Origin of the sequence: Amycolatopsis sp. lyj-109 (assembly GCF_046548995.1) — a bacterium.
In the GTDB taxonomy this organism is placed as follows: Bacteria; Actinomycetota; Actinomycetes; order Mycobacteriales; family Pseudonocardiaceae; genus Amycolatopsis.
This window is the reverse complement of record NZ_JAJPWR010000002.1, coordinates 446,274-463,207: the sequence shown is the minus strand read 5'-3', so window position 1 is coordinate 463,207 and position 16,934 is coordinate 446,274. Positions and strand designations below refer to the sequence as shown.

General features: G+C 69.9%; 17 protein-coding genes and 3 tRNA genes. 12 read left to right on the top strand and 8 right to left on the bottom strand.

Translation table 11 applies throughout. The annotated features are described in order from the left end of the window. The first annotated feature begins 51 nt into the window (after positions 1–51). A complete protein-coding gene (locus ACLJQF_RS05995; protein WP_410607186.1) occupies positions 52–2,700 on the top strand; it encodes a tetratricopeptide repeat protein in 2,649 nt (882 codons plus the stop codon). 26 nt (positions 2,701–2,726) lie between these two features. On the opposite strand, the gene ACLJQF_RS05990 is transcribed toward ACLJQF_RS05995, so the two are convergent. Further along, positions 2,727–3,320: a PaaI family thioesterase gene (locus tag ACLJQF_RS05990; RefSeq protein WP_410607185.1), complete on the bottom strand. Its 594-nt coding sequence runs from the start codon at positions 3,318–3,320 to the stop codon at positions 2,727–2,729. A gap of 237 nt (positions 3,321–3,557) precedes the next feature. Between ACLJQF_RS05990 and ACLJQF_RS05985 the strand changes: the two genes are divergently transcribed. Next, a complete protein-coding gene (locus ACLJQF_RS05985) occupies positions 3,558–4,892 on the top strand; it encodes an MFS transporter (RefSeq protein ID WP_410607455.1) in 1,335 nt (444 codons plus the stop codon). A 266-nt stretch (positions 4,893–5,158) separates the two neighbouring features. Here ACLJQF_RS05985 and ACLJQF_RS05980 read toward each other — a convergent pair whose 3' ends face one another. The 4 genes from ACLJQF_RS05980 to ACLJQF_RS05965 all read right to left on the bottom strand — a co-directional run bounded on the left by ACLJQF_RS05980 (position 5,159) and on the right by ACLJQF_RS05965 (position 7,887). Further along, a complete protein-coding gene (locus ACLJQF_RS05980; RefSeq protein ID WP_410607184.1) occupies positions 5,159–5,641 on the bottom strand; it encodes a hypothetical protein in 483 nt (160 codons plus the stop codon). Between the two features lie 5 nt (positions 5,642–5,646). After that, the gene (locus ACLJQF_RS05975; protein WP_410607183.1) at positions 5,647–6,201 is read right to left on the bottom strand and encodes a SigE family RNA polymerase sigma factor; all 555 of its coding nucleotides are present in this window, start codon (positions 6,199–6,201) and stop codon (positions 5,647–5,649) included. 4 nt (positions 6,202–6,205) lie between these two features. Further along, a complete protein-coding gene (locus ACLJQF_RS05970; RefSeq protein ID WP_410607182.1) occupies positions 6,206–6,511 on the bottom strand; it encodes a hypothetical protein in 306 nt (101 codons plus the stop codon). 170 nt (positions 6,512–6,681) lie between these two features. Next, positions 6,682–7,887 (bottom strand): L,D-transpeptidase, encoded by a 1,206-nt coding sequence (locus ACLJQF_RS05965; RefSeq protein ID WP_410607181.1) that lies wholly within the window; start codon positions 7,885–7,887, stop codon positions 6,682–6,684. Between the two features lie 463 nt (positions 7,888–8,350). Between ACLJQF_RS05965 and ACLJQF_RS05960 the strand changes: the two genes are divergently transcribed. Further along, on the top strand, positions 8,351–8,554 hold the full coding sequence (locus ACLJQF_RS05960; RefSeq protein WP_003097368.1) for a cold-shock protein: 204 nt from the start codon (positions 8,351–8,353) through the stop codon (positions 8,552–8,554). Positions 8,555–8,680: 126 nt separating this feature from the next. Here ACLJQF_RS05960 and ACLJQF_RS05955 read toward each other — a convergent pair whose 3' ends face one another. After that, the gene (locus tag ACLJQF_RS05955) at positions 8,681–9,127 is read right to left on the bottom strand and encodes a hypothetical protein (RefSeq protein ID WP_410607180.1); all 447 of its coding nucleotides are present in this window, start codon (positions 9,125–9,127) and stop codon (positions 8,681–8,683) included. Positions 9,128–9,771: 644 nt separating this feature from the next. On the opposite strand from ACLJQF_RS05955, the gene ACLJQF_RS05950 reads away from it, so the two are divergent. The 9 genes from ACLJQF_RS05950 (at position 9,772) to ACLJQF_RS05910 (ending at position 13,768) form a co-directional block, all read left to right on the top strand. Next, positions 9,772–10,026 (top strand): hypothetical protein, encoded by a 255-nt coding sequence (locus tag ACLJQF_RS05950; protein WP_410607179.1) that lies wholly within the window; start codon positions 9,772–9,774, stop codon positions 10,024–10,026. 149 nt (positions 10,027–10,175) lie between these two features. Further along, a complete protein-coding gene (locus ACLJQF_RS05945; RefSeq protein ID WP_410607178.1) occupies positions 10,176–10,952 on the top strand; it encodes an SCO6745 family protein in 777 nt (258 codons plus the stop codon). A gap of 118 nt (positions 10,953–11,070) precedes the next feature. Then, positions 11,071–11,143 (top strand) — tRNA-Glu (locus ACLJQF_RS05940). Positions 11,144–11,164: 21 nt separating this feature from the next. Then, positions 11,165–11,238: transfer RNA gene (locus ACLJQF_RS05935), tRNA-Asp, on the top strand. A 31-nt stretch (positions 11,239–11,269) separates the two neighbouring features. Then, positions 11,270–11,343 (top strand) — tRNA-Phe (locus ACLJQF_RS05930). An 85-nt stretch (positions 11,344–11,428) separates the two neighbouring features. Next, a complete protein-coding gene (locus ACLJQF_RS05925; RefSeq protein WP_410607177.1) occupies positions 11,429–12,010 on the top strand; it encodes a class I SAM-dependent methyltransferase in 582 nt (193 codons plus the stop codon). Between the two features lie 14 nt (positions 12,011–12,024). Beyond that, the gene (locus tag ACLJQF_RS05920) at positions 12,025–12,495 is read left to right on the top strand and encodes a hypothetical protein (protein ID WP_410607176.1); all 471 of its coding nucleotides are present in this window, start codon (positions 12,025–12,027) and stop codon (positions 12,493–12,495) included. Between the two features lie 97 nt (positions 12,496–12,592). After that, positions 12,593–12,943: a YciI family protein gene (locus tag ACLJQF_RS05915; RefSeq protein ID WP_410607175.1), complete on the top strand. Its 351-nt coding sequence runs from the start codon at positions 12,593–12,595 to the stop codon at positions 12,941–12,943. A 33-nt stretch (positions 12,944–12,976) separates the two neighbouring features. Next, entirely contained in the window at positions 12,977–13,768 is a 792-nt protein-coding gene (locus ACLJQF_RS05910; protein ID WP_410607174.1) for an arylamine N-acetyltransferase family protein, read from the top strand. On the opposite strand, the gene ACLJQF_RS05905 is transcribed toward ACLJQF_RS05910, so the two are convergent. Together ACLJQF_RS05905 and ACLJQF_RS05900 are read right to left on the bottom strand one after the other, a co-directional pair. Further along, positions 13,762–16,083 carry an EAL domain-containing protein gene (locus ACLJQF_RS05905; RefSeq protein ID WP_410607173.1) on the bottom strand — a complete coding sequence of 774 codons (2,322 nt, stop codon included), beginning with the start codon at positions 16,081–16,083 and terminating at the stop codon, positions 13,762–13,764. The two genes, ACLJQF_RS05910 and ACLJQF_RS05905, sit on opposite strands and share 7 nt — an antisense overlap. A 64-nt stretch (positions 16,084–16,147) precedes the next feature. Continuing rightward, on the bottom strand, positions 16,148–16,876 hold the full coding sequence (locus ACLJQF_RS05900) for a rhomboid-like protein (protein WP_410607172.1): 729 nt from the start codon (positions 16,874–16,876) through the stop codon (positions 16,148–16,150). Positions 16,877–16,934 lie beyond the last annotated feature (58 nt).

The window sequence follows — 16,934 nt, the reverse complement described above, 5'->3', positions numbered from 1 at the left end:
AGCGCGACTAGGATCGATCTCCGCACGTCGCAGGGGATCCGGGAGGTAGCAGTGTCGGAGGAGTCGCGCCGTCCTCGGCACGCCGCGCCGGACGACGAGCCGCAGCAGGTGGCCGCGCCGAACTGGCAGCCGCCGCCACCGGTGCGGTGGGAGACGCCGGAGCCGTCGATCTCGGGCCGCCTCGACGAGGGCGACCCGTCCGGTGGCCAGGAGACCGTGTTCCACGCTCCGGTGCGGCGTCCGCCGACGCCGCCGCGCGGGCAGCCGTCCGCCGGCCGCCCGCCGATCCCGGGTGCCGAAGACCCGACCCGCCCGCCGGGCAGCATCGCCCCCGTCGCCCCGCCGACGCAGGCCCTGCGCCCGGACCCCGACGCGCCGCAGCCGACGAGCGTCCTCGCCGCGCCGGCGCCGGAGACCCAGAGCATCATGCCGCCGGCACCGCGGCCGGACACCGCTCCCGGCGCGCCGCTGCCGGATCCGGGTACCGAAAGCGTCCTGCCCGAGCGCACCAGCGAAGGCCGCCACACCGGCACCGGGACGGGCACTGGAACAGGGACAGGCAGTGGCTCGGGTTCCGGCTCCGGCGCGTTCCCCGGCACCTCGCGGCGGACGTCGTCGCGGACGTCCCGATCACGTCGCGGCCGGCTCGGCGCCGGGCTGGTCGAGGTCCCGCCGGTCCCCGCGCGCGATCCCGCGTCCGCGGTGCTGACGAACCCGGTGGTGTCGGAGGAAAAGCGGTTCTGCGGCAGCTGCAGCGCCAAGGTCGGCCGCGGCATGGAGGGGCAACCCGGTGTGCCGGAAGGGAAGTGCCAGAACTGCGGCGCGCCGTTCTCGTTCCTGCCGAAGCTCCAGCCGAACGAGCTCGTCGGCGGCCAGTACGAGGTCCTCGGCGCGATCGCCTACGGTGGCCTCGGCTGGATCTACCTGGCGCAGGACCACAACGTCAGCGACCGCTGGGTCGTCCTCAAAGGACTGATCGACACCGGTGACGCGACGGCGATGGCGGCCGCGGCCAACGAGCAGCGGTTCCTCGCCGAGGTCGAGCACCCGAACATCGTCAAGATCCACAACTTCGTGCAGCACCCGGACGCCCACAGCGGGACGACCGTCGGCTACATCGTGATGGAGTACGTCGGCGGCCAGTCGCTGCGGCAGCTCGCGCTGGCGCACCACCGGGAAAGCCGCCGTCCGGAGCCGCTGCCGATCGGCCAGGTCATCGCCTACGGGCTGGAGATCCTGCCCGCGCTCGGCTACCTGCACAGCCAGGGCCTGCTCTACTGCGACCTCAAGCCGGACAACGTCATCCAGACCAACGAGCAGCTGAAGCTGATCGACCTCGGCGCGGTCCGCCGCACCGACGACTACGAGAGCCCGCTGTTCTTCACCACCGGCTACAGCGCGCCGGAACTGCCGAAGCAGGGCGCGTCGGTGGCGTCGGACCTCTTCACCGTCGGGCGCACGCTCGCCGTGCTCAGCTTCGAATTCACCGGCTACACCAGCAAGTTCAAGACGACCCTGCCCGGCCCGGACGCCGTCCCCTTGTTCGCGCTGTTCGGTTCGTACTACCGGTTCCTCCGGCGTGCGACGCATTCCGACCCGGACCGGCGGTTCCTCTCCGCCGAGGAGATGGCCGACCAGCTCACCGGGGTGCTGCGCGAGATCATGGCGCTCGGCACCGGCAAGCCGCGGCCCGGCGTGTCCACGGTGTTCGGCCCGGAAAGCCGCACGTTCGGTGTGCAGCTGGTGGTGCCCGAAGCCGGCGCCAGCGTGCCGCTGCCCGGCGCGGACGAGGTCGTCGCCGGGTTGCCGATCCCGCAGGTGGACACGGACGACCCGGCGGCGGGCGTGCTCGCCACCACGACCGCGCTCGACCCGCGGGCCGCCATCGAGGCGCTGAGCGGCGCGCCGCGGGAGTCGATCGAGGTGCGGCTGCGGATCGTGCGCGCCCGGATCGAGCTGGGCGAGTTCGCGGAGGCGCAGCGGCAGCTGCAGGCCGCGCAGTACCTGGCCATCAAGAACGGCTTCCCGCACGACTGGCGGATCGACTGGTACCGCGGCCTGATCGAACTCGCGGGTGGCCGTTCGCGGGTCGCGCACGTGGCGTTCGAAGCGGTGTACGACGACCTGCCGGGCGAGATCGCCCCGAAGCTCGCTCTGGGCGTCAGCGCCGAAGGCGTCGGTGACTACTTCGCCGCCGCGCGGTTCTACGAACTGGTCTGGCGCACCGACCGCACCTACGTCAGCGCCGCTTTCGGCCTCGCCCGCGTGTACCTGGCGCAGGGCGCGCGGGCGAGCGCGGTCGAGGTGCTGGAGACCGTGCCGCCGTCCTCCACCCACTACGTCGACGCGCAGGTCGCGGCGATCAAGATCAAGACGACGGCGACCAAGGCCAACGGCCGCGAGACCCCGGTCACCGAGCACGACCTGCTCGACGCGTCGGCCCGGCTCGAGCGGCTGCGGCTGGACGTCGAACGCCAGACGCGCCTGTCCGCCGGCGTGCTCGAAGCCGCGCACGAATGGCTCAAGCAGGGCAAGCCGACGCCGGGCGCGCGCGTGCTCGGGTGCCGGCTCGAGGAACGCGAGCTGCGGTTCGGTCTCGAGCGGTGCTACCGGGCGCTGGCGCGGCTGGCGGGCACGCTCGACGAGCGCATCGAGCTGGTGGACCGGGCGAACGCCATCCGCCCCCGAACACTCACCTGAGGGGCACTTTCACGTGAAAGTGCCCCTCAGGGGTTGATCTCCCAGTCGCGTTCGCCGCGCTCCCGCTGGTTCTTTTCGTGCTGCGCCGCGAGCTTCTCCAGCGCCTGCGGGTCGCCGTGGGTGCTGAAGTGCTCGAAGCCGACGATGACGAACAACGCCCGCGCGCTGACCGCGATCGGGCCGTCTTCGGCGTCGAGGCGGCCGTTCGCGCTGACGTAGATCTTGCGGCCCGCGATGCCGTCCAGGCGGGCCGCGATGAACAGCGTCGAACCGACCGGGACCGGCCGCCGGAAGTCCGTCTCGAGCTTGCCGGTCACCGCCGGGCGGCGCATCAGGTTCCCGACCGTCGAGCCGAGCGCTTCGTCGAACGCGCAGGCCAGCAGGCCACCGTGGGCGAGCCCGGGCGCGCCCTGGTGGGCCGCGGTGACGGTGAACCGCGAGTGCACGACCTGGCCCTCGCCGACGGTCGAGCGCAGGTGCAGCCCGGCGTCGGCCTCGTCGCCGCACCCGAAGCACTCCGTGAAGTGCACGCCGAGCTCGGTGCCCGGCTTCGGCGCCTCGGGGTGCGGGACCGCGGGCTCCACTGCCACCGGCGGCCAGGGTTGAGAAACACGACTCATGCGCTGACGTTAACCGGCGGGTAGCCGGCCCTCGCGCGCGACCCGGGGCGCCGCCGGACCACCCACCTCTCTCAGTAGTCGGAAAGTTCCCCACTGTAGGCAATTTCCGGCTCAGACTGCCGACCTGCGAAAGCCGGTCAAGACTGGGCTGATGAGCTCGAATGGCCCAGTGGGCACTGCACGGGAGGAGTCGTCGCCGGCATGAGCGAACCAGCAGCAACGACGGGCAAACCGTCAGTGGACGAGAGAACCGTCAAGCGCGCAGTGTGGGCGTCGGCCATGGGAAACGCCACCGAATGGTACGACTACGGCGTCTTCACCTCGGGCGCGATCGCGGTGAGCATCGGTACGCAGTTCTTCCCCGGTGAGGGGAACGCCGTGCTGAAATCACTGGCGCTGCTCGCCGTCGGGTTCATCGTGCGGCCGTTCGGCGGGGCGTTCTTCGGCCCGCTCGGCGACAAGCTCGGCCGCAAGCGGGTCCTCGCCATCACCATCCTGCTGATGTCCGGCTGCACGTTCCTGGTCGGCGTCCTGCCGACGTACGCCGGCAGCTACAGCATGGGCATCGCGGCGCCGATCGCGATCCTGCTCCTGCGGATCATCCAGGGCTTCTCCACCGGCGGCGAGTACGGCGGGGCGGCGACGTTCATCGCCGAGTACTCCCCGACGAAGCGCCGCGGCTTCTTCGGCAGCTTCCTCGAACTCGGCACGCTGGCCGGCTACGTGCTCGGCAACCTCGTGGTGCTGTCGGTGACGTTGTCCCTGTCGTCCGAGCAGGTCGACGCCTGGGGCTGGCGGATCCCGTTCTTCGTCGCGCTGCCGCTCGGCCTGATCGGGCTCTACCTGCGGAACAAGCTCGAGGACACCCCCGAGTTCCGCCGTATGGAGGCCGCGGGCGAGGCGCCGAAGAAGGCACCGCTGAGGGAGATCTTCGTCCGCAACTGGCGGATGATCCTCAACCTGATCGGCATCGTGCTGCTGCTGAACGTCGCGGACTACCTGCTGCTGACGACGATGCCGACGTACTTCACCGATACGTTGAAGATCAACGACAACACCTCGACGTTGATCATCATCGCGGTCGAGGTCATCCAGATGGCGATCATCATCCCGCTCGGCGCGCTGTCCGACCGGATCGGCCGGAAACCGCTGCTGCTCACCGCGGCCATCGGATTCCTGGTGCTGAGCTGGCCCAGCCTCAAGCTCATGCAGTCCGGCAGCATCCTGTGGCTGTTCGTCGGATTCCTGATCGTGGCGCTCCTGCTGGTGCTCATGCTCGCGGTGATCGGTTCGACGTTCCCGGCGATGTTCCCCACGCGGGTGCGCTACGGCTCGTTCGCGATCGGCTACAACATCTCGACGTCGCTGTTCGGCGGTACCTGCGGTGTCATCGTGACGGCGCTGATCAAGAGCACCGGCAACGAGGACTGGCCGGCCTACTACCTGATGGCGGCGGCGCTGATCGCGATCATCCCGATCATCCGCATCCCGGAGACGTCACAGGTGCCGATGGACCAGATCGACACCGAGGACAACAGCGGCAAGCTGACCTCCGCGGCTGCTCAACGCTGAGCGGTCCACGGATAGCCGTGTGCCCCGTCCGGATCACCGGGCGGGGCACACGTGCGCCAGGGGTCAGTTCGCGTCGCGGCGAGGAGTGTGCGTGACCTGGGGGATCAAGGTTCCCGTTTGCCGTGGCTGGTGGTCGTGAGTGGTAATTCGGGTTAGAACCCGAATTACCACTCACGACCGGCTGCGGCAGATCGGCAGGCCGGCGTCCAGGATTGTCCTGGCAGGCTGTCTTCGGCCGCACCGGGCAAAGTTCTCGCCCTGCAGTACTAGCGCGTGGTCGGCGTCGCCGCCCCCGGCCGGGTCGCGACCGTCGTCGAGGAGGGCGTGGCCGTCGGCGCCCGGCGGGAGGTATCCCGCGGACCCGCGGACGGCACCTGGGGAGCCGACGTCCGCTGGGTGCGGGGCCGGGTCTCGCCTGGCTCGGCCGACGGCGCCGCCGGAGCGATCGACGTCGCCGGGACCGGCACCTCCAGGGGCGACGGGCTGGGGGACGTGGTGCCGATCGTGGACAACCCGGGGCCGGCCGGCTCGACCGGCTGCGGCGGGCCCACGCGGTGGCCGGCCAGGAAGCCGGCCACCGCGAGGACGACCGCCGTCGCGGCCGAAGTGCCCGCGACGGCGAAACGCTTGCGTCGTCGCCGGACCCGGCCGCCGCGCTCGATCACGTCGGCGGCTTCGAGGCGCATCGGCGGTTGTGCGCCGCCGGCCGCGCCGGTCAGGATCGCGCGGACGTCGTCTTCGGGGTCCATGTTCGTCACCTCCCCTCCGTGGGCGCGCTGAAGGTCAGCGCACCGTAGTGCGGGCCGAGCCGCTTGCGCAGCGTGGCCAGGCCGCGGGAGGCCTGGCTCTTCACCGTGCCGGTGCTGCAGCCGAGCGCCTTCGCCGTCTCATCGACGCTCAGGTCCTCGAAGTACCGCAGCACCAGCACGGCGCGCTGCTTGGGGGCCAGCACGGCCAGAGCCTGCCGGACCAGTTCGTCCCGGTCACTCGCGGCCGGTTCCGCCGGGAGTTCCGGCGGGGCGTCGGTGAGCCGCTCCCGTTTCCACCTGCTGCGCCGGTGCTCGGCGAGGAACGTGCGCAGGACGATCTTGCGCGCGTAGGCGTCCAGCGTGTCGTGCCGCGACAGCCTCGGCCAGGCGAGGTAGAGCTTGAGCAGCGCGGCCTGCGTGAGGTCTTCGGCCTGGTGCCAGTCCCCGCAGAGCAGGAAGGCGGTCGACCGCAGGCTGTGCGCGCGCTCGCCGAAGTACCGGGCGAACTCGCCGTCCCACGGCGAGCCCGGCCCGGTCGCCGGACGGGAGCGGGAAATCACCTGGTTACCGGGTCTCCCACACGGCCGGGAGGTGCAGGTCACCGGTCGGCCCGGCCGGGACGGCACGGGGGACGCGCGGGACCTGTCCCGTGCGGGGCTTGGTCGTGTCGCGCGGCGCGGGCATCGCGCTCGGGCGGCCCGGACGGGTGGAGTCCGGGGCAGGCGCCACGGTCGGCTCGCCCGGCCGGGTCGCCTGGGTCGTGGTCGGGGCGGCCGGCGCCTGCGCCTCGGAAGCCAGCGCGATGCCACTGGTCAGGGCGCCACCGGCGAGCACGAGCGCGCCGAGGGTCAGGGCGATGCGGATACGCAAGACAGCTCCTCATTCTCGCGGGCGCAGCAGGAATCGCTGCGCCTCTGCCCTTAGTCATGCGGTGGGTGATCGCCGGGGTTGCATCGGATTTTCGCGGTTTCCGGGGCGCAACCGCGAACGGCCGGGAAGCCCGCAGTGGACTTCCCGGCCGCCCCGTGTTCGCAGGTGGCTCAGCGGGCGAGCGCCGAGAGCTTCTGCCAGCTCGCCCAGTCGTAGGTCCAGTCGCTGTAGTCGCCGTCCTTCGCGCTCAGCGTCTGCGTGCTGCCGGTGATCTCGACCGGGTCGCCGGTGAGCACGCCGTCGAAGTACTCCTTGGCCCGCGCCGGGGAGAGGTTCAGGCAGCCGTGGGAGATGTTCTTCTTGCCCTGGGCCCAGACCGACGCCGCGAGGCCGTGGATGAACTCGCCGTTGTTGGAGATCCGGACCGCCCACGGCACGTTGACGTCCGTGTAGTTGTACCGGGGGTTGCTCATCGAGTAGGTCGCGTGCTTCGACATGACGACGTGCACGCCGCTGTGCGTGACGCGTCCCGGGTCGGAGTCGAGGCCGTAGCTCACCGGGTAGTCGGCGATCTGCTGGCCGTCGCGGATCACCTGCATCGTGTGCTGCGTGGTGTTGCCCTTGACGATCTGGGAACGCCCGATGGCGAAGCTGGCCGACACGTCCTGCTTGCCGTACACGCCGTCGCCGATCTTGACGCCGTAGATCTTGGCGTTCACCTTCACCTGCGTGTTGGGCTTGAAGTACTCCTTCGGCCGCCAGTGCACCGAGGCGTCGCCGGGCATCCAGGCCCACGAGCCTTCGGTCTTCGGCGTGGTCTCGACCGACAGCGCCTTCTCGACGGAGGCCTTGTCGGTGACGCGGTTCGGGAAGGTCAGCGCGATCGGCATCGCGATGCCGTACGTCTGGCCGTCACCGACGTTCAGGCTGGCGGCCATCTGGCGCTTCGGCTTGACCGTGGTGAACGCGCCGGCGATGGGCAGGTTCTTGCCGTCGGCGCCCTGCGCCTGGCCGGACCACGTGTAGGTCTTGCCGTAGCCGAGCTGCTCGGTGGTGTTCCAGGTCTTCTTGTCCGCCGACGTCTGGCCCTGGACCTGCTTGCCTTCCGGGTTGGTCAGCGTCACCGACATGATCGTGCCGTCGGTGATCTGGATACCGACCGGCTCACCGGGTGCGACGTCCTGGGCGCCACCCGCCGGCGTCACCGTCAGCTTGGCGGGCTGCGCGCTGGGTGCGGGCGAGCTGGTCGGGCCCCCGCCGGACGAACCGCTCGCCGAGACCGTCGGTTCGCTGCTGCACGCCCCCAGCGTGAGCACGGCGACCAAGCCCAGTGCCACGGCAGCGCCCCGGCGCCGCGTGGAAATCCTGACCGTCACACCTATTCCCCTTTGCCCCTTTTGGTGCTTCCCCCCTTCGAGACGCCCCGCGGACCAGGTACGTTGAGTAACCCAGGCGTGACGAGCGTCACAGTGGCCTGGAAAGGCTTTCACGGAGGGGGCACGGCCGACTCCGACCCGTATCCGGTGATCACGGTGTCGCTGTGCCGCGTCAGACTAGCCGGTGGGTCCGACAGAACCGGCCGGGAGCCCTACGACGTTCCGGTGACCTTGGTGCGCAGAGCCGGTTTTCGCCTCGATCACGGGGTTCAACTTTGGCCAGATCCCGGTAGTCTGCTCTCAGGCCGTCGTTTTGCGTGTTCGTGGCTTCACACTCGCGGAACTTCTGACGCGAGCCATGGAGCCGACCCGCTCTTGACTCGTCTCGTTGGAACCGCCCGGGACGGTCGGGGTGCCGCTTCGGTGGCATTCGAAGCGGATCTGTGTAACGAGGAGTACAGCGGTGGCGCAAGGCACTGTGAAGTGGTTCAACGCGGAGAAGGGCTTCGGCTTCATCGCGCAGGACGGCGGCGAAGGCGACGTGTTCGTTCACTACTCGGAGATCGAGGGCCGCGGCTTCCGCACCCTCGAGGAGAACCAGCGAGTGGAGTTCGAGGTCGGCCAGGGCCAGAAGGGTCCGCAGGCCCAGAAGGTCCGCGCGATCTGAAATTGAGGCTGAGCAAGCCTCGCAGGCCCTTTTGCGCGTCTTAAGGCCTGAGCGAAGGGCCCCCGGCAGCAGCCGGGGGCCCTTTCTCATGGGGTCTGTGTGGCGCGCCGGTCTGGTGCGCCGGGCTCAGCGCCGCGCAACGGCCGGCGCATCGAAGGCATCGGCAGCGAAGTGGAACTCATCGGTGAGATCGCTGACCTCGCCGACACCGGCGGCCTGCTGCCGCTGGTCCTGCACGGAGGAGGCCTGCCCCTCCCAGTTGAGCCGCTCGAGGATCCACTCCTGAGCGAGCGCCTGCGGCGAGATCTGCCGCTCGGCGGCAATATCCTTGAGCTGCTGGCTGGCAACAAGGCTCATCCGCAGCTGGAACACCTGAGCTTCCCCGAACCGCTTGCCGGATCCGGTGCTCTCCAGATCGTTCTCCGGAGCAAGGGCGGCAAGGTACGACGTCAGCTCAGTGTCCTCGACGACACCGTCGTCCACGGGCTTCGCGGCACCACGATGACGCCCGGAAGACGCGGCGGCTTTCAGGTTCGTGCGGCTGCTCAAGCGGCCAAGGGAGGGAAGAGGCACGCCCCCACGATAACGTTTAGATCTCGCCACACAAACCACTGTGAGCTACAACACGCCCCTCAAGGTCCCCAAAAAGCCCAACCCTCACCCATTAAGCCCAACCCCCATCAACAGAAAGCAACCCCCCACTAACCAACCGAATCGATCACCCCACGCCCCAGAAAAAACCACCCAAAGGCAAGGGCGCCCAGCGCCCGAAGCCGAAGCCGAAAACCCACCCCGCTGGAAGCCGAGCGCACCGCACCGTGGGGGGTCCGGGGGGCTCGGCCCCCCGGGTCAGCACACCGAAATGCTTGGCCATCGAAGGGCGAAGCCCGAAGAGGGCCAAGAAATGGAGGACCCCCGCGCCAGGGGGAGGAACGCGGGGGTCGGAGGGGATCTCCACAGGCGCTGACCGGGGGTGTGTCAGCACCTCGATTGTTGCACGAGTTGGGTGGTTGGGCGAGTGGAGAGCGGGAAATTTCCCCGTGTGGTGTCACTTTGGCGCGGGGGTGACGTTCGTTCGGGTGGGTTCTTCTCCGGGGTTGCTGATTGCGCTGCGTTGAGCGGAGCGTGGCCTCAGGTTCACTCTCCGGGGGGCTGTGTGTGGTGGCCGGTGCTGGTTAGCCTCGCGGCCAAGTTGTTGTGAGCCGTGTGGAGGGGCTATGAGCGGGTCTGTTGAAGTGCGGCAGTTCCTCCTTCGGTACGAAGGTGCCGATGGGGGGAGTGCGCCGTTGGCCGGTGCGTTGCCGGCGCAGCGGAGTGGGGCGGCGGATGCGCAGCGGGTGTCGGATGATCAGGTCCGGCGGGCTCGGCTGGCGGTGGCGAATGGTGCGCTGGGGGTCGAGGACTGTGGTCAGTTGCTGGAGATGCTGGGCTTGAACTTGGATGAGGACGGGCAGGCGCCGGTTCAGCGTTGAGCGGGTGGGTCCGGCGTGGTGCGCCGGGCCCGTCCGGTGATATTTCCGCTGGTTGTGCCCCTTTTCGGGAAGTAATTGCCAGGTTGTCGCCGAGTGTTTGACGCGGTTTTCGTAACAGTGTTACGTTAGCGGTGCCGAAAGGGGACGACATGACGACGATCGAAGGCGCGGTGGGTCTGGCACACCGGATCAGGCCGGTGGTGCAGGTGCTGGGCGGCAAGTTCATGACGTCGCCGGAGCTGGCCGCGGTCGAGGCGGAGGTCGGGCTGCCGCCGCGTTCGCTGTACGTCCGGGGGCGGTCGGCGGTGCTCGGGGACGTCCCGCCGAAGGTGGCTGCGGAGCTGTTCGGCATCTTCCCGCACTGGCTGTTCGAGTTCGTCCTGCCGCCGGCGATGGCGGCCCTCGACGCGCCCGCCGCGGTCCGCGCCTACGTGGAGTCATCGGCTCGGTGGTCGCGCGTCAGCCTTTCGGCCGTATCGGAGCCCGGCCGCTTGGCGGAGCTGCTGTTCCGCGTCGTGGACGCCGCGGACGCCAGCGGGCTGGCGCTCTTCGCGGGATGGAAGCACGCCGAGCGCCCCACGGGTGACGTCGAGCGCCTCGGCTTCGCTCTGATGGTCTTCCGCGAGCTGCGCGGCGGCCTCCACTTTGCCGCGCTGCGGGCGCTGGGCCTGTCGATCCCGGAGGCGGTGATCGCGGACCCGGAGGGCGGCCGCGCGCGCCTCCTGCGCACGGCGTGGCCCGAGGACGCGGCCGACGAGCTCCTCGCGGCGGCGGAGCGCAAGCCGGACCTGCGCGACCGTTGGCAGCGCGCCGAAGCCCTGACCGACGACCGGATCGGCGAACTGCTGTCGTCGGCACTGGCGGAGCCGGAGCAGGCGGAGCTCGATCGCCGTCTGGTGGATCTGGCGCCGTTTGCGCAGGTCTGAGCCCTTGCCGACGGCTTAAGGAACCCCCGGTGCAAAGCGGTGGTGGCGTGCCCTATGCTTGTAATCGCTCCCAGGGGAACCTGAGAGCGCGGTCGGTCGGTCACCCGAAACCGACCGGGCTCCCATCGTTCAGTGGCCTAGGACTCCGCCCTTTCAAGGCGGCAACGCGGGTTCGAATCCCGTTGGGAGTACGTAGTACTGTAGTAACGCAAGGCCCTGTGGCGCAGTTGGTTAGCGCGTCGCCCTGTCACGGCGAAGGTCGCGGGTTCGAGTCCCGTCAGGGTCGCAAGATCGTTCGGCTCCTTGCCGGCGTTCCCGGCCAGGTAGCTCAGTTGGTACGAGCGTCCGCCTGAAAAGCGGAAGGTCGCCGGTTCGACCCCGGCCCTGGCCACCGTTCGAAGAAGCCGCTTTGACTCCGGTCAAGGCGGCTTTCTTGTGTGCGCGGAACTGTCGGTGGGGCCCGGCACGATGGCGCTGTGACGAACATCTGGGACGCCGAAGCCGCGTCGTTCGACGATCAGACCGACCACGGGTTGCGGGATCCCGCCGTACGGGGCGCATGGTCGGATCTCCTGCTGCCGCTGATGCCGCCGCCTGCCGCGGCTGTTGTCGACCTCGGGTGTGGGACCGGCAGTCTCGCCGTGCTGCTCGCGCAGGCCGGCCATGTCGTCCATGGCGTGGATCTCTCCCGCGGGATGCTCGCCGTTGCCGGGGAAAAGGCCGACGCTGCCGGGGTTGCGGTGGACTTCCGTGAGGGGGATGCCGCCGATCCGCCGTGTCCGCCGGGTTCGTACGACGTCGTGCTGGCGCGGCATGTGTTGTGGGCCATGCCCGACCCGGTCGCCGCACTCGGGGCGTGGGAGCGGTTGCTGAAGCCGGACGGGCGGCTGGTGCTCGTCGAGGGCCGGTGGTTCACCGGGGCCGGGATCGCGGCCGAAGAGTGCGAGCGGCTGGTGCTGGCGAACCGGAACGCCGCGACGGTGACCCGGCTCGACGATCCGGCGTTGTGGGGCGGTCCCATCGAGGACGAAAGGTACGTGCTCCTCAGCCGCAGCTGAGCCAGGATGGGGCCGTGTACTGCCTGGAAGCGGTCGTCTCCGAAGACGCCGTACTACGTCGGCTGGCCGGTTCTGCGGGAAAGATCGTCCCGCTGCACGGCTCCCTGTCGATGCTGCTGATGACCGACGAGTACTTCGACGCGGTCACCGTCCGGGGCGCCCCGGAACTCGAAGGCTTCTGGAAGGCGCCGGCGGGCTTCGGCAGCCTCCTCGGCGCGTGTTCGGAGCTGGGACCCGTGGCGTACGTCGAAGCCGATTTCTTCGGCGGGGTCGGCACTCAGGTCGCGCAAGTGTGGCACCGTGGATCCGTCAGCCTCGGTCCCCTGCGGGTGGCCGAAGGGGAGCCCCTGCCGTCCGGTGGCAGCCCCATTTCGCAAGCACTGCGCGCACTCGGCGTCCGCCGCGGCGCTCACTTCGACGAGTTCGACGCCGTGGGACTCGGCCGCCACCGGCACACCGAAGAGTGGATTAGGCCGAACGAGTGAACCGCGGGCACCCGTGTCCGGTCCCGAGAAGCAGCCCCGACCCATCGGTGAAAGGCAGCCCACCCGGGGCCGCCGCCCGAACACGGGGAGCCGGACCATGCGTTACCTCCTTACCCTCCACATGAACCCCACCCTCTGGGGCACCCTCACGGACGACCAGAAGAACGCCGTCTACGAAGGGCACGGGAGCTTCATCAAGCTCGTCACCGACTCCGGGGAGATGGTCGAGACCAAGGCGCTCGCCGAACCCGGCGAAACCAAGACCGTCCAGGTCAAGAACGGTGTGGCGCAGACCAAAACCGGTGGCTTCGTCGAGTCCGAGGCTTTCCTCTGCGGCTACTACGTCGTCGACGTCGAGAACGAAGCGCGGGCCGTCGAGCTGGCCGCCAAGATCCCCGACGCGCAGTACACCGCCGTCGAGGTGCGGCAGGTCGTGCACGAAGGTTGACCTCCAGCTCGGTCGAGGGTCCACCATGGACCCATGACCACTGAAGGGGAATGGGGGATCGGCGCCGTCGATCTCGACGCCTACCTCGCGCGCGTCGGGCAACCGCGGCGGGCGCCGTCCGAATCCGCGCTCACCGATCTCACGCGGGCCCACGTCGCGGCCGTTCCGTTCGAGAACGTCGACGTCGTTCTCGGGCAGCACCAAGGGATTTCGCTCGACGTCGTGAGCGCGAAACTCGTCGGACGGCGGCGGGGCGGTTACTGCTACGAACAGAGTGGCCTCTTCGCCGCCGTCCTCGAACGGCTCGGCTACACCGTGCACCGGCTTTCCGCGCGGGTGCAGCCGAGGCGGCCCGGGCCCTACACGCACATGACGGTCGTCGTCGATGTCGACGGCCGCAGCTTCCTGGCCGACGTCGGGTTCGGGGCCGGGATCATCGACCCCATGCCGCTCGCCGACGGCCGGGAAGTCGACCAAGCCGGGTGGTTGCACCGCATCGAAGAAAACGACGGCTGGTGGACGCTGCAGAAGGGCGACGAGGACATCCTCGAATTCCGCCTCAACGAGATGCACCCCATCGACTACGAGGTGTACCACCACTACACGTCGACGCACCCGAAGTCGCCGTTCACCGGGCGGCTGGTGATCATGACCATCGAGCCGGGTGTCAGCCGCAAGCTGCTCGGCCGGGAACTCACCGTCGAGAAACCCGATGGCGGCGGGGAAACCACCACCGTCGCACCCGACGAACTCGACGCCACTCTCAAGGACCTCGGCATCGAGCTGACGGCGGACGAACTGGAACGGCTGAAGCTGGTCTACTGACCGAACAGCTCGGCCGCCGGCACCGGACGGCCGAGGTGGTAGCCCTGCGCCTGGTCGCAGCCGAGCGCGCGGAGCAGCTCCAGCTGCTCCGCCGACTCGACGCCCTCGGCGATCACCGTCAGGTCCACCGCGTGGGCCATCGCGATGATGCTCGTGACGATCGCCTCCGCGTCCCGTGACTCCGCGATGCCCGTGATGAACGAGCGGTCGATCTTCAGCGTGTCCAAGGTCAGCCGGCGCAGCTGCGCGAGTGACGAATAGCCGGTGCCGAAGTCGTCGATCGCCAGCAGCACGCCCAGCGATCGCAGGGACGCCAGCACTTCCGCGGCTGCTTCCTGGTCGCGCATCAACGCACTTTCGGTCACCTCCAGGCAGAGCGCGCCGGCGGGGAGCCCGGTGGCCGCCAGTGCGTCCTGGACCGCGGGCACCAGGTGCGGGTCGTCGAGCTGGCGGGTGGAGAGGTTGACCTTCAGCGTCAGGTCCAGGCCGTGGCGAGCCCGCCGCGCGGCGAGTTCGCGGGTCGTCGTGCGCAGCATCTGCTTGCCGAGCACGTTGATCAGGTCGCTCTCTTCGGCGAGCGGGATGAACTCCGCGGGCGAGATCGGGCCGTGCCGCGGGTGCGTCCACCGCAGCAGCGCCTCCACCGCGACCATCTCGCCGGTCCGGAGGTCGACGACCGGCTGGTACGCGGGCCACAGCTGGTCGTCGTGGACCGCGTCGCGCAGGTCCTGTTCCATCCGCAGCCGCCGCTGCATCCGCTCGCGCAGGCCGACGTCGAAGACGTGGTGGCGGCCGCGGCCGAGCGCTTTCGCCTGGTACATCGCGACATCCGCGTCGCGCAGCAGGTCCTCGGCGCTGCGGCGGTCGTCGCGGCCGACGAGCACGACGCCGATGCTCGCGTCGAGGTGCAGCTGCCTGCCGAGGACGCCGAGCGGTTCGGCCAGCGCGGCCCGCAGGTGCTCGGCCAGCGCGCGGACCTCGCCCGGGTCGGTGACCTCGGCGGTGACGACGACGAACTCGTCGCCGCCCAGCCGGCCGACCAGGTCGTCGCGGCCCGAGCTGCGACGCAGGCGCTCCCCGACGATCCGCAGCACCTGATCGCCGACCGAGTGCCCGAGCGAGTCGTTGATGACCTTGAACTTGTCCAGGTCGAGGAACAGCACGGTGACCGCGCCCCGGTCGCGGACGTCGAGCCGGCCGAGCACCAGCGTCCGGTTCGCCAGCCGGGTCAGCGGGTCGTGGGTGGCGTCGTGCGCGAGCTGCGCACTGATCGCGCGGGTCTCGGTGATGTCGGTGAACGAGGTGACCACGGCCATCGCCGCCGGGTTGTCCGGGTCGAGCAGCCGCGAAGTCAGCGACACCCAGACGTCGCGCCCGTCCGGCCGGCGCAGGCGGACGACCAGGCCGTTGTGCGGGACGCCGGTCCGCCGCGTCTGCACCGACGGCATCTCGTCCGGCGGGATCCACTGCCCGGACTCGGTGAACAGCCGCAGCGTGTGGCACGGGACGCCGATCAGGTCGGCTTCGGTGGCGCCGAGGATCCGGCAGGCCGCCGGGTTCACCGCTTCGATGAGCCCGGCGGCGCCCATCACGAGCACGCCTTCGTCGAGGGACGCGACGACCGTACGGTAGTTCCGCTCGGCCCGTCGCCGCGCGGTTTCGTCGGCGCAGACCAGCACGTAACCGTCGTTCATTTCGGCTGCCGAGACCCGGACCGCCAGGGGAGCGCCGTCGCGCCGCCGGTGCACCGCTTCCGCGACGCCGCCGCCGCGCCGGATGTCCGGCAGGTCGAGCGGCGCGCCGACGAGCTCGCTCGCCCGCCGTCCGACGGCCTCGGCCGCGGTCCAGCCGTACACCGCCTCGGCGGCCGGGTTCCAGCTGGTCACGACGCCTTCACCGGTGGTCGCGATCAGCGCGTCGCTGACGTGTGACACCAGCGCGGCCTGGTAGCGGAGGGCGTCGGCGGCCGCCTTCTTCGCCGTGATGTCGCGCATGACGACCTGGTAGGTGCCTTCGCCGAGGCGCACCAGCACCGTCTCGACGGCGAACTTGCTGCCGTCCAGCCGGGACATCAGCGCTTCGACGGGCTCGCTCGCCTGCCCCGGTTTCGTCAGCTCGGCGAGCTTTCCGAGCACCGCGGCCCGCGCGTCCTCGGCGACGAAGTCGGTGAACCGCCGGCCGACGACCTCGTCGGCGGAGCGCGCGGCCAACGTTTCGAGGGCCGCGCGGTTGGCGTAGGTGAACACGCCGTGCTCGTGCACGCAGATCGCGTCCGGACTCAGCTCGACCAGTTCGGCGAGCGAGTCGGCCTCCATGTGTTTCCGTCCCTGTGAAGTCGGCGTGTGGCCCGTCGATTACACCACCGACTCCGGCCCGTGCCTACCCGGCGGAATCCGGGCCCGGCCTGGGGTTGCGCGCCCGCAGCCACGGGCCGCAGACCAGCAGCCCGAAGTGCGCGGCGAACGCGTGGCCGAGCAGCGTGACGATCGAGTCGAGGCTCGCGGGGTCGTCGCTCAGCCAGATCGCCGCGACGAACGCCTCCATCGCGACCAGCGCGACCAGGCGTGCGCGGCCGTGCAGGAGGAACACCAGTGCGCCGGCGGTGGTGAAGAAGCCGTAGCTGACCCCGAGGTCGAGCCAGCGCCCGGCCGAGTTCGGCAGCACGTGCGCGCTGATCAGGGCCATCACCGGCAGTTCGGTGCCGAGCGTGGCCACGATGTGGCCGGAGAAGAACACCAGTGCCGTGGTGCGGGCGCCGAACCGGCGTTCCAGCGGCGCGACGGCGACCGCGAAGATCAGGACGTAGGGCAGCCAGCTTTCGCCGGGCAGCCAGATCGCGCTGCTCACCAGCGAGGTCAGCGGACGCCGCCACAGGTTGTGGGCGTCGGTGCTGGACAGCTGGAGCAGCCGGGTGGTCACCGCCGGGTCGGCGAACTCGAGCAGCAGGGTCGTGGCCAGCAGGACGACCAGGTAGCCGAAGGTGAACGGCGTCGTCCTCGGGTTGGGGACGTACCGGAGCAACGCCCACGGACTGCGGCGGCGCGCAACGGCGATCGAGGAGATCGGCCGTTCGGCTCTCAGCAGCATGGATCGAGCTTCGATGGTCATGCTGGGAGTATCACGAGCGTCAGCTTAGAAAACGCTGTGGATGTCACTCACCGTCAGA